At 69.0% G+C, this 12,924-nt stretch carries 17 protein-coding genes; 12 read left to right on the plus strand and 5 right to left on the minus strand.

From position 1 onward, the window contains the following. Positions 1-52: 52 nt before the first annotated feature. A complete protein-coding gene (locus ABZ195_RS17380) occupies positions 53-253 on the minus strand; it encodes a hypothetical protein (protein WP_355219857.1) in 201 nt (66 codons plus the stop codon). A 158-nt stretch (positions 254-411) separates the two neighbouring features. On the opposite strand from ABZ195_RS17380, the gene ABZ195_RS17385 reads away from it, so the two are divergent. Further along, the gene (locus ABZ195_RS17385) at positions 412-1,206 is read left to right on the plus strand and encodes a TetR/AcrR family transcriptional regulator (RefSeq protein ID WP_355219859.1); all 795 of its coding nucleotides are present in this window, start codon (positions 412-414) and stop codon (positions 1,204-1,206) included. On the opposite strand, the gene ABZ195_RS17390 is transcribed toward ABZ195_RS17385, so the two are convergent. Beyond that, positions 1,117-2,232 (minus strand): alpha/beta hydrolase, encoded by a 1,116-nt coding sequence (locus ABZ195_RS17390; protein ID WP_355219861.1) that lies wholly within the window; start codon positions 2,230-2,232, stop codon positions 1,117-1,119. The genes ABZ195_RS17385 and ABZ195_RS17390 overlap by 90 nt on opposite strands. Positions 2,233-2,351: 119 nt before the next feature. On the opposite strand from ABZ195_RS17390, the gene ABZ195_RS17395 reads away from it, so the two are divergent. The 4 genes from ABZ195_RS17395 to ABZ195_RS17410 all read left to right on the plus strand — a co-directional run bounded on the left by ABZ195_RS17395 (position 2,352) and on the right by ABZ195_RS17410 (position 6,089). Further along, complete coding sequence (locus ABZ195_RS17395; protein ID WP_355219863.1) at positions 2,352-3,692, plus strand: NAD(P)/FAD-dependent oxidoreductase; 1,341 nt, start codon at positions 2,352-2,354, stop codon at positions 3,690-3,692. A 284-nt stretch (positions 3,693-3,976) separates the two neighbouring features. Next, positions 3,977-4,549, plus strand: a complete 573-nt coding sequence (locus ABZ195_RS17400; protein WP_355219865.1) for a hemerythrin domain-containing protein — start codon at positions 3,977-3,979, stop codon at positions 4,547-4,549. Between the two features lie 52 nt (positions 4,550-4,601). Then, positions 4,602-5,309 carry a GAF and ANTAR domain-containing protein gene (locus tag ABZ195_RS17405; RefSeq protein ID WP_355219867.1) on the plus strand — a complete coding sequence of 236 codons (708 nt, stop codon included), beginning with the start codon at positions 4,602-4,604 and terminating at the stop codon, positions 5,307-5,309. 249 nt (positions 5,310-5,558) lie between these two features. Continuing rightward, complete coding sequence (locus ABZ195_RS17410; protein WP_355219869.1) at positions 5,559-6,089, plus strand: GAF and ANTAR domain-containing protein; 531 nt, start codon at positions 5,559-5,561, stop codon at positions 6,087-6,089. Positions 6,090-6,098: 9 nt separating this feature from the next. Here ABZ195_RS17410 and ABZ195_RS17415 read toward each other — a convergent pair whose 3' ends face one another. After that, positions 6,099-6,989 (minus strand): LysR family transcriptional regulator ArgP, encoded by an 891-nt coding sequence (locus tag ABZ195_RS17415; RefSeq protein WP_355219871.1) that lies wholly within the window; start codon positions 6,987-6,989, stop codon positions 6,099-6,101. 96 nt (positions 6,990-7,085) lie between these two features. Here ABZ195_RS17415 and lysE point away from each other — a divergent pair, with 96 nt between their 5' ends. Then, complete coding sequence (lysE, locus tag ABZ195_RS17420) at positions 7,086-7,685, plus strand: L-lysine exporter (RefSeq protein ID WP_355219873.1); 600 nt, start codon at positions 7,086-7,088, stop codon at positions 7,683-7,685. On the opposite strand, the gene ABZ195_RS17425 is transcribed toward lysE, so the two are convergent. Continuing rightward, positions 7,682-7,930, minus strand: coding sequence for a hypothetical protein (locus ABZ195_RS17425; RefSeq protein ID WP_355219875.1), 249 nt, complete (start codon positions 7,928-7,930; stop codon positions 7,682-7,684). The genes lysE and ABZ195_RS17425 overlap by 4 nt on opposite strands. Positions 7,931-7,985: 55 nt before the next feature. On the opposite strand from ABZ195_RS17425, the gene ABZ195_RS17430 reads away from it, so the two are divergent. After that, complete coding sequence (locus ABZ195_RS17430) at positions 7,986-8,783, plus strand: SDR family oxidoreductase (protein ID WP_355219876.1); 798 nt, start codon at positions 7,986-7,988, stop codon at positions 8,781-8,783. Positions 8,784-8,838: 55 nt separating this feature from the next. Further along, positions 8,839-9,318: a thioesterase family protein gene (locus ABZ195_RS17435; protein ID WP_355219878.1), complete on the plus strand. Its 480-nt coding sequence runs from the start codon at positions 8,839-8,841 to the stop codon at positions 9,316-9,318. Here the strand turns inward: ABZ195_RS17435 and ABZ195_RS17440 are convergent, their stop codons facing one another. After that, positions 9,319-9,549, minus strand: a complete 231-nt coding sequence (locus tag ABZ195_RS17440; RefSeq protein WP_355219880.1) for a deoxyribodipyrimidine photolyase — start codon at positions 9,547-9,549, stop codon at positions 9,319-9,321. It abuts the gene before it with no gap. Between the two features lie 217 nt (positions 9,550-9,766). Between ABZ195_RS17440 and ABZ195_RS17445 the strand changes: the two genes are divergently transcribed. The 4 genes from ABZ195_RS17445 to ABZ195_RS17460 are packed head-to-tail and all read left to right on the plus strand — an operon-like array spanning position 9,767 to position 12,915. Next, a complete protein-coding gene (locus ABZ195_RS17445; RefSeq protein ID WP_355219882.1) occupies positions 9,767-10,711 on the plus strand; it encodes an ABC transporter substrate-binding protein in 945 nt (314 codons plus the stop codon). A gap of 12 nt (positions 10,712-10,723) precedes the next feature. Then, positions 10,724-11,410, plus strand: a complete 687-nt coding sequence (locus tag ABZ195_RS17450; RefSeq protein ID WP_355219884.1) for a queuosine precursor transporter — start codon at positions 10,724-10,726, stop codon at positions 11,408-11,410. Positions 11,411-11,421: 11 nt separating this feature from the next. Further along, complete coding sequence (gene pxpB / locus ABZ195_RS17455; protein ID WP_355219886.1) at positions 11,422-12,036, plus strand: 5-oxoprolinase subunit PxpB; 615 nt, start codon at positions 11,422-11,424, stop codon at positions 12,034-12,036. A gap of 9 nt (positions 12,037-12,045) precedes the next feature. Next, positions 12,046-12,915, plus strand: coding sequence for a 5-oxoprolinase/urea amidolyase family protein (locus ABZ195_RS17460; protein ID WP_355219888.1), 870 nt, complete (start codon positions 12,046-12,048; stop codon positions 12,913-12,915). Positions 12,916-12,924: the final 9 nt, after the last annotated feature.

A 12,924-nucleotide genomic window follows, 5' to 3' on the forward strand; every position in this document is an offset into this window, starting at 1 on the left:
CACCCGGTGAGCTCATGACCTTGGTCTTCCCGGCCGACCGGGGGTCTAACCGTCAGGCCGCCTGGTCGTCGGTCCACGACTCCAGGAAGCGGTCGACCCATTCCGAGGAGACGAACTCGCCGTAACGGCGAGGCTGGTCGATCACCTCGAGGTCGGAGCGACCGTCGGCATCGGTGCTGGTGACGACCACGGGGCCGACGAAGATGTTTCCTGCGAAGGCCAACTGGCACGGGTCGCCGTCGATGGTCTGCACCTCGACGAAGTAGCTAACGTGGCCAGCCGGCCCCGCGACTCGCCTAAAGTGGCGAACTGCCGGATGTCTGTCGGACACGATCATCACCCCCTTCGGCACCCCAGATTGCGGCATTCCACCGTTGACGTCAACGGTGTTGACATAAGGAGTGCTGGTCGGTGGCGCAAGAGCGAAGACAGCCGGCAGCGGGTCGACAGCGTCGGCGCACCTCGCGCGGCACCGAACTCTCGCGCGACGTATATCTCGACGCTGCAGTCAATTTGATCGAGAACCGGGGCGCGGCGGCGCTGAGCGCCCGAACACTGGGCGCGGCGGTGGGCGCCGACCCCTCGGCCCTCTACCGACACTTCACCGGCGTCGACGACGTCGTGCGGGCGGTCGCCGACCGGATGATCGGCCTGGCCCTGGATCGGTGGACCGAGGGGCCGGATTGGCAGACGTCGTTGGCCGGGTTGGCGAGGGTCCTGTTCTCGGTCTACGCACGCGACTTTCCCCGCGCCGGTTTGGCGGTGGCGAGCAGGACGACGGGACTGCCCAACGAGATTCGCGCCGTCGAGCTGACGCTGCGCCTGCTGCACGAGGGTGGCTTCGACGACGAGGCCGCCGCGAAGTGGTTCGGCGCCATCTCCGGCTTCCTGCTCGGCCAAGCCATGCTCGAAGGTGCGGCGACCACCTTGCCGGCGGCGATTCAGACCACCGATCGGGCCGTGTGGCAGCAGTTGGCGACCCGCCTGCCCGAGGACGACCATCCCCACTCCCAGGCCTCGGCCACGCACCTTGGGGAGTACATGGTGGAATCGTCCTTCGAGTCGGCCCTCGAGCTGATCCTGACCGGTCTGGCCGCGGCGGCGCGCCGAGCGCCGTCAGACCGCGACGGTGCCGGTCTGGTAATGCCGGTCGCGCACACCAGCCAGGAAGCGCGAGATCTCGACGGCGGCCCGTCGGGCATGTGACGAGTCCACCAGGTCGAAGGCGTGTCCGGCCCGTGGAACCTCGCTGTACTCAACGGGATTGCGCGACACGGCCGACAACGCGGCATGGAACTGACGGGCCTCGTCGACCGGGATGATGGCGTCGTGCTCGCCGTGGATGAGGAAGAACGGTGGTGCGTCGGCGGTGATCCGGGCCATCGGTGAGGCCGCCGCGTAGACCTCCGGATGACGTGCCTGACTGCGGCGCACGACCACTCGTTCGAGGAAGCCCTGGAAGTTTCGCCGCGTCGGGGTCGAACGGTCTTCCCAGTCATAGCGGCCGTAGATTCCCACGACCGCGTCGACCGAGGTGTCGGCGTCGTCGTCGAGTTCGCCGCGGAACGCCGGCTCACCGGGAGTGAGTGCGGCCAGCGACGCGAGGTGGCCGCCAGCGGAACATCCTGCGATGGTGACGAATTGGCGGTCGCCGCCGTACTGGTCGACGTTCGCCCTGGCCCACGCGATCGCGGCGTTGACGTCCTGCACGTGCCGGGGCCAGCGATGCACCGGCGACACGCGGTAGTCCATGGTCAGGCAGACCCAACCCTGGCGCACCAGGTGCGAGAGCAGCGTGTGCCCCTGCAGCACCCGGGTGCCCTGCACCCACGCCCCGCCCGGCACGAACAGAAGCACCGGTGCGCCGGGCGCAGTGTCGGGGAGGCGCCAGACGTCGAGCAGCTGAGAGGGGTGACTTCCGTAGCGAATCGCGCTCGCGTACAGACACTTTCGTTTCTGACCTCGGGCGCGTAGATACGGCGGGACCCGACCGGCACTCTGGCTGCCCGGCTCGAGGGACACCGGAGCCGAGACGGCGGAGGTACGGCGACTCACCGCCGCGCGCGCCGCGGCGGGGGCGTAGTGCCCGGCCCACAGGGCCATGGCGGTCAAGCCGGCGAACGGCTCGAGGTGCTTGCCCACCACGGGCAGAGAGGAATACGCGCGCGTGGTGGCGAGCACCAGGTCGACCGGATGCAGACGTGCAATCCGCCGGTTCATCGAAGTGGTCATGGCTCCAGGCCTTCCGCTGACTGAAGTCGGACGCCGGCTCGTCTGCAGCGTTGGGCATGCAGTTACCCTCCACCGGTCGAGTCCAAACAACCCCGGGGTTCGCTGCGTAAGGTCGAGCGATGAGCAACGGCCGGACGAAGGTCCTGATCGTCGGTGGTGGATTCGGTGGACTGTTCTGCGCGCGCAGGCTGGGCGGAGACGACGTCGACGTCACCCTCCTGGACCGGGCGGCCTGCCACGTCTTTCAACCGCTGCTGTACCAGTGCGCGACCGGAACGCTGAGCATCGGGCAGATCAGCAGGTCGTTGCGCGAGGAACTCGCCGACCACCGCAACGTGACCACCCTTCTCGGCGAGGCAGTCGACCTCGACCCCGACGCCCGGCGCGTCACCGCCCGGCGCCCCGACGCCAGCACGTTCGACCTCGACTACGACGTGCTGGTACTGGCCGCCGGCATGCGGCAGTCCTACTTCGGCCGCGACGACTTCGCCAAGTGGGCGCCCGGGATGAAGACCCTCGACGACGCCCTGACCATTCGGCGCCGCCTGTTCGCGGCGTTCGAGATCGCCGAGACGCTCGCCCCCGGCCCGGAACGCGACGGGTGGCTGACGTTCGCCGTCGCCGGCGGCGGACCGACCGGCGTGGAACTGGCCGGGCAGATCCGGGAGATGGCCACCCGGGCGCTGGCCCACGAATTTCACAGCATCGAACCCGAAGAGGCGCGGGTGCTGCTGTTCGACGGCGGTGACTGCGTGCTCAGCAGTTTCGCGCCGGGTCTGGCCGCCAAGGCCGCCTCGATCCTCGAAGGCCTGGGCGTCGAGATGCACATGGGCGTCCACGTCACCGACGTCCGCCGCGACGGGATCACCGTCACGCCGAAGGCCGGCGGCCCGAGCGAGGAGCACGCCGCGCGAACGGTGCTGTGGACCGCTGGCGTGGAGGCCGTGCCCTTCGCCAAGCGGGTGGCCTCGGTGCTTGGTGCGTCGTCGGACCACGCCGGCCGCATCGCGGTCGAGGCCGACCTGACCGTGCCCGGCCACCCGGAGGTCTTCGTCGTGGGCGACCTGGTCGGCCGTGACCACCTCCCGGGGGTTGCCGAGAACGCCATGCAGGGCGGTCTGCACGTCGCGTCGTGTCTGCGCCGAGACCGCCGGGGCAAGCCCCGCAAGCCCTTCCGATACCGCGATCTCGGTTCGGCGGCCTACATCAGCCGCGGCCACGCTCTGCTGCAGGCCGGGCCCGTCAAGCTCACGGGCTTCCTCGGGTGGGTCGGCTGGGGTGTCATCCACATCGCCTTCCTCACCGGCGTGCAGAACCGCGTCAGCACCGTGGCCACGTGGCTGGCCACCATCGCCCGTGCCCGACGCACCGATCGCACCTTCATGCTCGGAAGCGCCAACACCCCCGAGCAGCCCTACACCTGGGCCGCGTGCGGTCCACACGCGCTCGAGTCCTCTTAGTCACGGTGCACTCGTGGTGATTGGCGGGCAATCCGTCTGGGTACCCGCACGTCACAGGCGGTCGACGTGCCGCCCTGGACGAAAGGCCCGGCCCATGAGCGTGGTCGAACGAGGCACCGCACGGTGCCCCCGGTGCATGGTTCAAGCTGACTACGCGTTCCAAGAGGGTGAGGGCGGCTTCCTCCGGTACGAAGTGTCCTGTGGCCCATGTGGTTACGAGTACGTGGAGGATTGCACGTCACCCGGTTCGTCCGCGGCCTGACGCGCCGCCGACGCCGCCGACGATGGCCGACATCACCAGGCTGATCCTCGCCGACCACGAGTGGTTTCGCGAGCAGTTCGCCAAGTTGGACTACCTCCAGGCCCGTCCACACCCAAGAGCCGAAGACCTGCAACGGGTGTGGGGCCCGCTGGCCGACAAGCTCGACGTCCACGCCTATGCCGAGGAGTCGATCTTCTACCCGCAGCTTCTGCAGCGTGGGGAAGACGACCCCGAGGGCGAGACGCTCGACGCGATCGGTGACCACAACGACATCCGCGATGGCGTGCGGGACGCGAACGCCGCCGACGCCGGCTCCGACGAATGGTGGGCGGCCGTCGGCCGCGCCCGGAAGGCCAACGACGAGCACATGGGCGAGGAGGAGCGGGAGGGCTTGTCCGATTTCCGCAAACACGCCCCCGCCGGTCTGCGGGAAGCACTCGGTCGGCAATACGACGCCTTCATGACCAACCACCCGACCACCCGGGGTCTGGACATCACCGACCGCGATCCGCAGGCCTACGTCGACGCCGTCGAGGGTGCAACCGGCACCTCGACGGACACGTCACTGGGCATTGGGAGCCTGAAGGGCACGTGAGCCGCCGCCATGGAGCATGCTGGTGCCATGAGTCCAGCGGGTAGACACTGACGTGGCGTTACAAGATCAACTGATGGCAGCGGTCGGCGACCGGCGAGGGCTGGCCGCCGCCGACCAGCTGTGCGTCGCATGCGTCATGCTGTTCGACGTGGACGCCGCTGCGATCTCGGCGGTCTTCGACGGGGCCAACATGGGAACCATCGGGGTGTCGAGCCCGATGGCGCGAGAGTACGACGAACTGCAGTTCACCTACGGCGAGGGGCCTTGTCTCGACGCCGTCGAACGACGGACCCCCGTGGTCGCGACGGACCTCGCGGATCCCGACGAGGTGCGCTGGCCGGCGTTCCGACCAGCCCTGGTGGCCCACACCATCCGCAGTGTCTTCGCCGCACCCGTCGTGGTGGCCGGCGAATACGTCGGCGCCCTCGACCTTTTTCGGGCCCTTCCCGGCGCTTGGCGTGCCGAGACCTCGGCGGGCGCACTGGTGGCAGCCCAGCTGGCGACGATGCCGTTCATGGACCTACTCGCCGAGGAGTCGGTCGCAGCAATCGCCGACCCCGCCAGCGACGCCTGGGCGGAGTTGTCGCAGTTCGCCCGGGCCGAGGTCAGCCAGGCCACCGGCATGCTCGTCGCCCAACTCGACGTCACCCCGACTCAGGCGCTGGTGCGCCTGCGGGCCCACGCCTACGCGACCGGACGCAGCGCCAGCGAGGTCGCCCGAGACATCATCGAACGCCGCTTGCGGCTGGATGCCGACTAATGCGGAGAACTCTGGTTGCCGGGGGTGGGGCACCGTGACGGAACTCCCGCGGGAGGCCCAGGTCCTGGGAGCGGTGGTCACACTGGTGGACACCCTGCTCGACGACTACGACGTGGTCGAGCTCCTGACTCAGCTCACGGAGAGCTGTACTCAGGTGCTCGACATCCACGCAGCCGGACTGCTGCTGGCCGACCTTCGCGGTGAGCTGCACCTGATGGCGGCCACGCCGGACAGCTCGCGGATCTCGAGTTGTTCCAGCTACAGGCCGAGCAGGGGCCGTGCCTGGACTGCTTCACGACGGGCCAGCCGCAGTCGGTCGCGGACGTGCGCGACGCCGCCGACCGATGGCCCCGCTTCGCCGAGGCCGCCACGAGCGCCGGCTTCGCCTCGGTGCACGCGCTGCCGATGCGCGCCGGCGGAACCGTGCTCGGCGCCATGGGGCTGTTCGGGACTCGGGTCGGCGTCCTGAACGAGGCCGATCAGCTCGTTGGCCAGACCCTCACCCACGTTGCCTGCGTGGCGGTCCTCCAGGAACACTCCCCCAGCCCGGCCACGGTGCTGCCGCACCTGCACCACGCGCTGAAGAACCGCGTCTTCGTCGAGCAGGCCAAGGGCTTCCTGCGGGAGCGTCTCGGCATCTCGGTCGAGGCGGCGTTCGTCTTGCTGCGGCAGTACGCCCGCGTACACGGTGAGCACCTGAGCGACGTCGCCCGGCGACTGGTGGCAAGTCCGGCCGAGCGCGGCCCAATCCTCGACGCCATGCGGCGGCTTCGGGTCTGAGGTCGGCGATCACAGTCCGTTGCGCGCGGCGGATTCGACGGCCTCGGTGACGGCGTTGATGAAGGGATTGTCGAGCTTCCAGCTCTGCCAGTACAGCGGGACGTCGAGATGGGCGTCGGTGATCGAGACCAACGAACCCCGACCGAGGTCCGCCTGGGCCTGGCGTTCGGGGAACATTCCCCACCCCAGGCCGGCGCGAACCGCGGCCGTGAACCCCTCAGCGGTGGGCACGTAGTGCACGGGGCGTTCGAGCACGCGGCGAAAGACGCGCCGCGACAACCGGTCCTGCAACCTGTCGTCGCGGTTCCAGGCCAAGGAGGGGGCACCCGTGGCACCGGCCGCGGTGAAGCCGTTGGGTAGATGCCGTTCGACATAGGAGGGACTGGCCACCGCGCGATAGCGCATCATGCCCAGCTGAAGCACGCGACATCCTGGAACGGGCGTGCGCTCCGTGCTCACCGCACCCATGACCACGCCCTCGCGCAGCAGTGTCGCCGAATGGTCCTGATCCTGGATGCGGATGTCGAACAACACGTGTGGCAGCTCGCCGAAGACCGCCGTGAACCACGTCGACATCGAGTCGGCGTTGACCGCGATCGCCGCCCGGGTGAGATGACCCCGCTCTCCGGTCGCCTCGGCGAGCGAGGCGGCCTCCAGCATCGCCGTCTGCGCCGCCAGGCGCAGCAGTGGGACACCGGCAGGCGTTGCACGACATGGTTTTTGGCGAACCACCAAGACCTGGCCGACGCGCTGCTCCAAGGACTTGATGCGCTGGCTCACCGCCGACGGCGTGACGTGCAGGAGTTCGGCGGCGGCGTCGAAGCTGCCCGCCTCGATTACCGCCGCCAATGCGGCGAGCTGATGAGCGTCGAGTCGCGAGTGGTGATCCGAGCGGGACATGGGTACATCATGGCGCTGGCTGGCAGATTAGCAAGATTCATGCTGACGAAGAATCCTTAGCTGTACTGCCCACCTCGGGGTCCATAGGCTCGCTGCATGACCTCGCCGCTGCTCGTCGGCTTCCTCGCCTCCTTCACCCTGATCGCCGCCATCGGCGCGCAGAACGCGTTCGTCCTGCGGCAGGGCATCCGGCGCGAGCACGTGCTTCCGGTGGTCGCCCTGTGCACGCTGTCGGACGCCGCCCTGATCGCCGCGGGCATCGCCGGGGTGGGCGCGCTGATCGCCGCGCACCCCGCCATGCTTCGCGTCGTGACCTACGGCGGTGCCGCGTTCCTCGCCGGATACGGCCTGCTGGCCGCCAAGCGGGCATGGCGACCGTCGGCGCTGACACCCACGGACGCGACGCCCGCCCGACTCGGGGGAACACTCCTCACCTGCGCGGCACTGACGTTCCTGAACCCGCACGTCTATCTGGACACCGTCGTGCTGCTGGGGGCGCTGGCCAACGAGCACCACGACGGACGCTGGGCGTTCGGCGTCGGGGCGGTCACCGCCAGCGCGGTCTGGTTCACCGCGCTGGGCTTCGGCGCCCGGCGCCTGTCCGGGTCGTTCGCCAAACCGGTCACCTGGCGGGTGCTCGACGGCGTCATCGCTGCCACCATGATCGGGCTGGGCGTGATGCTCGCAACGCGTTAGGGCCCGACGACCACGCCGAAGAGGTTGCCGGGGAAGCAGACGGCGCCGTTGCACCACGTTCCGTACGAACCCAGCCCGGGTTGGACCGGAGGAGGCGCGTCGGTGCCGCGGATGTCACCCTGCGCGCAGACGACCGTGCCGCTGGAGTCGTTGCACCCCGCGACCGCGGACGGCGCCGCCGCCAGACCAGCCGCCGCGACACCGACCGTCACGACCGTCACGGCCCAGCGCCGGCGAATTCTCATGATCACTCCCGAGGTGTCCTCCAAGCATGCACCCGCACGAGCCATCATGGTGTCCATGAGCCCAAAGAAGTCGGTCTTCATCACCGGCGGCGCCGCCGGCATCGGCCGCGCCACCGCCCTGTCCTTCGCGAAGAAGGGTTACGTCGTCGGCGCCTACGACATCGACGAGGTGGGCCTCAAGAGCCTCGCCGACGAGATCGAGGACCTCGGCGCCACCGCGGTCACCGGTCACCTCGACGTCACCGACGCCGACGAGATGGCCCAGCGGGTTGGCGAATTCGCCGCCGCCGCGGGCAACCGACTCGACGTGATGATCAACAATGCCGGCATCCTGGTCGCCGGGCGCTTTGAGGAGATCGCCGTCGGGACCCATCACAAGGAGATCGACATCAACACCAAGGGCGTGGTGAACGGTCTGCACGCCGCCTTCCCGTACCTGCGGTCGACGCCGGGCGCGGTCGTGGTGAACCTGTCCTCGGCGTCGGCGATCTACGGTCAGGCCGAACTCGCGAACTACAGCGCCACCAAGTTCTTCGTCCGCGCGATCACCGAGGCGCTCGACCTGGAGTGGAAGCGCTACGGCATCCGGGTCGTCGCGATGTGGCCGCTCTACGTCCAGACCGCGATGACCACCGACGTGAAGACGGGGACGACCGACTCGCTCGGCATCCGGTTGACGGCCCAGGACATCGCCGACGACATCCTGTCCGCCGTCGACCCGTCCTGGCCGCGCCGCCTGATCCACCAGGTGCACTTCCCCGTCGGGTCGCAGGCCAAGACCCTGGCGGTGGGCGCCAGGTTCTCTCCGGCGTGGCTGACCCGGCTGGTCAACAAGCGTCTCGCGCACAGCTGACGCGCGTCGCACCGACGGAATTGACACCTGTCAAGTCGGCCTCTAGCTTGACCGGATGAGCGGGACCGATGCCGACACGCCCCTGGTCGCCCTCGCGCCCAGGGCCCACCCCGCCCGTCTGGTGGCGACGAACTATCCGGTGCGCGGTTCGGTGGAGGCCCGCTACGGCGACATGGACGCCAACGGCCACCTCAACAACCTCGCCCTGGAGTCGCTGCACGAGAACACTCGCGCGCTGCTCAACGCACGCGTGATGCCGGGCATCTACGACCGCGGGCAGCGACGCATCCGCCTGGTGTCGGCGACCAACGTCGTGCACTTTCTCGAAGAGGCGTTCTGGCCCAACACCATTGGCACCGGGATAGGCGTCGGGCGACTGGGCCGGACGTCCTTCGTCGCCTCGACGGCCCTATTCGTCGGCGGCGACTGCGTCAGCCTGTGCGACACGGTGCTGGTGACCCTCGACGAGAACGGACCGACCCCGATTCCGGCGTCGGCACGCGCGCAACTGGAAGCGCTGACGCTCTCGGGGTAGTCAGCTCTTCTTGCTGGGGATCACGATCACCACGATGAGCGTGAGGATGCTGAAGAACAGCCCGAGGATGCCCCAGCCAATCGCGCTGCGGCCCTTGGTTCCTGCGATCACCGCGCAGATGATCGCGGCGATGACGCTGCCGATCGCCACGAAGATGCCCTTGATGCCCCGCAGGATGAAACCCGCCGCCTCGACGTTGTCCGAAGCCAGTAGTACGACGTCGTTCAACATTGCCGGCGCCTCCGCGGTGAACCTCACCGGCGTCGGTCGCCGGCGACACCGGGTACCCGCGTCACCGTCAGCGAACCCCAATGACCCCCGATGCGCTCGAATCCCCAGCAAGCTCCCAGCCGAACCTCTGAGCCGGTGTGTTCGGCCAACCGGCCGCCGGGCGGCGAGATACGCTCGCCGCGTGCCACCACCAAGGTCTCGACGGAGTTTCCTGGCGATGACCGCGGGTCTCGCCCTCACCGCCGTGGCCTGCGGCTCCGACAAACCCGGCACGGTAGCCGGCGACGGATCGGTGACCGTCACGCACGCCTTCGGCGAGACCAAGATTCCGTCGGCGCCCAAGCGCGTCGTCAGCGCCGGTCTGACCGAGCAGGACGACCTCCTCGCGCTCGGAGTGGTGCCCGTCGCCGTCACCGACTGGTTCGGCGGCGAACCATTCGGCACGTGGCCGTGGGCCCTGCCCTTGCTCGGCAACGCCCAACCCGTCGTACTCAACCTGTCGGGCGGCGTCGACGTCGACCAGATCGCCACCCTCAAGCCAGATCTCATCGTCGCCACCAACGCCGGACTCGACCAGGACACCTACGACAAGCTGTCCAAGATCGCTCCCACCGTCGCCCAGTCCGGCCAGTACGCGTTCTTCGAATCCTGGCGCGACCAGGCCAACACCATCGGTCAGGCGGTGTTCAAGTTCGACGACATGACCAAGCTGGTTGCCGCCGTGGACGCCAAGTTCACCGACGTCGGAAAGAACAACGCCAACTTCAACGGCAAGAAGGCCGTACTGGTCAACCCGACGACCTTCGACGGCCGGTACGACCTCACCCCGCCCGGGTGGCGCACCGAGTTCCTCACCCAGATGGGCTTCGCCGTCCCCGACGAGATCAAGGGCTTCGTCAAGGACGACGCGGTGCGGGTGCCACCGGACAAGCTGGCCTCGGTCCTCGACGCCGCCGACGTCGTCATCTGGACCACCCAGAGCGACGAGGAACAGGCGGGATTGGTCGCCGACCCGACGTTCGCGGCGTTGAAGTCGACGCGCACCGGACACAACGTGTTCACCGGCAAGGATCTCGCCGGCGCACTGGCGTTCTCGTCGGTGCTGTCGCTGACCGTGGTGGCCGATCGGTTACCGCCGATGATCTCCAAGGTGCTCACCTGACAAGATGACCGGGTGACAACGCCTGAAAGAACCGACCAGCGCCCAGGATTCGCACAGGTGGGATCCGCCTACTATCCCGTCCTCGTCGCCGTGTTCACGGCCCTGGTCATCATCTCCAACGTCACCGCCACCAAGGGCGTCGCGTTCGGGCCGATCCTGACCGACGGCGGCTTCATCGTGTTCCCCCTGACCTACGTGATCGGCGACGTGCTCTCCGAGGTCTACGGTTTCAAGGCCGCCCGCCGGGCGATCCTGCTGGGATTCTCGATGAACGTGCTGGCCGCCCTGGCGTTCTGGGTGACCATCTACCTGCCCGCCGCCGACTTCTACGAGAACCAGGCCGCGCTGGAGAACGTCGTGCACGCCTACACCCAGTTGATCGTCGCCGGGCTCGCGGGATTCCTGGTGGGGCAGACCATCAACGCGTGGGTCGTGGTGGCGATCAAGGAGCGCACGAAGGAGAAGCACCTGTGGGCGCGCCTCGTCGGGTCGACCTTCGCCGGCCAACTCGGTGACACCCTGGTGTTCTGCAGCATCGCGGCAGGTGCGATCGGCATCACCACCTTCCACGACTTCGCCGTGTACACCGCGCTGGGGTGGCTCTACAAGACCGCCGTCGAGGTGGTGCTGCTGCCCGTCACCTACCGGGTGATTGCGGTGATCAAGCGCCGGGAACCCACGTACGAGCCCGCCATCTAGAGACAGCCGCGATGATCCACGACTACGGAGACCAGGCGCTGCTGCTCGACGTCGACGACACGGCTGACGTCCTGGCTTGGTGCGACGCCGTGCGCGGCGCCGAGTTACCCGGCGTGGTGGACATCGTGCCGGCGGCCCGCACCGTGCTGTTGGTGCTCTCAGAGGCCCGACATCGGGCCCCGACCAGAGCCCGTCTCGACCGGTTGCGGGTGTCCCGCGCCGACGCCCAACCCGCCGACCGCGGCGCCGTCGTCACCCTCGACGTCGTCTACGACGGCGAAGACCTCGACGAGGTGGCCCGGCTCAGCGGTCTGTCCCCCGATCAGGTCGTCGAGGCCCACACCGCCGCGACACTGCGCGTCGCCTTCGGCGGATTCGCCCCGGGATTCGCCTACCTGGTCGGCGGTGACGAGCGGCTGCACGTACCCCGCCGCGCGGAGCCGCGCACCAGGGTGCCCGCCGGATCCGTCGGGCTGGCAGGCGAATTCAGCGGTGTGTACCCACGGGAGTCCCCCGGCGGCTGGCAGCTGATCGGCCGCACCGACGCCGTCCTGTGGGACGTCGACCGCGACCCGCCGGCGCTTCTGGTGCCGGGCAGCTGGGTTCGGTTCAGGGCCGTCGGGTAGGCGTGATCGGTGACCACCCTGGAAGTCCTGGCGACCGGACCGCTGGCGCTGATCGAGGACCTGGGCCGCCCCGGTCTCGCGCACCTGGGCGTCACGCGGTCCGGTGCCGCCGACCGGCAGTCGCACACCCTGGCCAACAGGCTGGTCGGCAATCCGCCAGACCGCGCCACGATCGAGATCACCTTCGGCGGTTTCTCCGCCCGCGTCCGCGGCGGTGACCTCGCCGTCGCCGTCACCGGCGCCGATGCGGTTCCGTCCGTGGACGGTCTCGCCTTTGGCGTCAACGGCATTCAGCACGTCCGCGACGGTCAGGTGATCACCCTGTCGACGCCGCGCACGGGGCTGCGCAGCTATCTGGCGGTCCGCGGGGGCGTGGACGCCGACACCGTCCTGGGCTCCCGCAGCCACGACGTGCTCTCGAGGATCGGACCGCGGCCGCTGCGGCCCGGCGACCAACTCGCCGTCGGCGAGCGCGCCGAGGAGTTCCCCGAACTCGACCAGGCGCCCGTCGCACCCATCGCCGCGGGAGGTCTGCACCTGACGGTGGTGCCCGGACCGCGAGACGACTGGTTCGGCGACCCCGACGCGCTGGTTCGCACCGACTGGGTGGCATCGGATCGCAGCGACCGCGTCGGGATGAGGCTGACGGGAGATCCGTTGACGCCGCGCGACCCCGATCGACAGCTTCCCAGCGAGGGCGCGGTCCGCGGGTCGATTCAGGTGCCGCCCAACGGCTTACCCGTCATCCTCGGGCCCGATCATCCCGTGACCGGCGGGTACCCGGTGATCGGGGTCGTCGTCGACCGCGACGTCGACCGGGTCGCACAGGTCCGGCCGGGTCAGCAGGTCCGGCTGCACTGGTCCCGCCCGCGCGAGTGACGGTTCTCG

It is taken from the genome of Mycobacterium sp. NPDC006124 (assembly GCF_040614235.1).
GTDB lineage: Bacteria > Actinomycetota > Actinomycetes > Mycobacteriales > Mycobacteriaceae > Mycobacterium.

What these genes read in the sequence shown, in the direction of transcription:
- ABZ195_RS17390 (WP_355219861.1), bottom strand. Translation starts at nt 2,232, where the DNA reads ATGACCACTTCGATGAACCGGCGGATTGCACGTCTGCATCCGGTCGAC.
- ABZ195_RS17395 (WP_355219863.1), top strand. Translation starts at nt 2,352, where the DNA reads ATGAGCAACGGCCGGACGAAGGTCCTGATCGTCGGTGGTGGATTCGGT.
- ABZ195_RS17400 (WP_355219865.1), top strand. Translation starts at nt 3,977, where the DNA reads ATGGCCGACATCACCAGGCTGATCCTCGCCGACCACGAGTGGTTTCGC.
- ABZ195_RS17415 (WP_355219871.1), bottom strand. Translation starts at nt 6,989, where the DNA reads ATGTCCCGCTCGGATCACCACTCGCGACTCGACGCTCATCAGCTCGCC.
- lysE (WP_355219873.1), top strand. Translation starts at nt 7,086, where the DNA reads ATGACCTCGCCGCTGCTCGTCGGCTTCCTCGCCTCCTTCACCCTGATC.
- ABZ195_RS17425 (WP_355219875.1), bottom strand. Translation starts at nt 7,930, where the DNA reads ATGAGAATTCGCCGGCGCTGGGCCGTGACGGTCGTGACGGTCGGTGTC.
- ABZ195_RS17430 (WP_355219876.1), top strand. Translation starts at nt 7,986, where the DNA reads ATGAGCCCAAAGAAGTCGGTCTTCATCACCGGCGGCGCCGCCGGCATC.
- ABZ195_RS17435 (WP_355219878.1), top strand. Translation starts at nt 8,839, where the DNA reads ATGAGCGGGACCGATGCCGACACGCCCCTGGTCGCCCTCGCGCCCAGG.
- ABZ195_RS17440 (WP_355219880.1), bottom strand. Translation starts at nt 9,549, where the DNA reads ATGTTGAACGACGTCGTACTACTGGCTTCGGACAACGTCGAGGCGGCG.
- ABZ195_RS17445 (WP_355219882.1), top strand. Translation starts at nt 9,767, where the DNA reads ATGACCGCGGGTCTCGCCCTCACCGCCGTGGCCTGCGGCTCCGACAAA.
- pxpB (WP_355219886.1), top strand. Translation starts at nt 11,422, where the DNA reads ATGATCCACGACTACGGAGACCAGGCGCTGCTGCTCGACGTCGACGAC.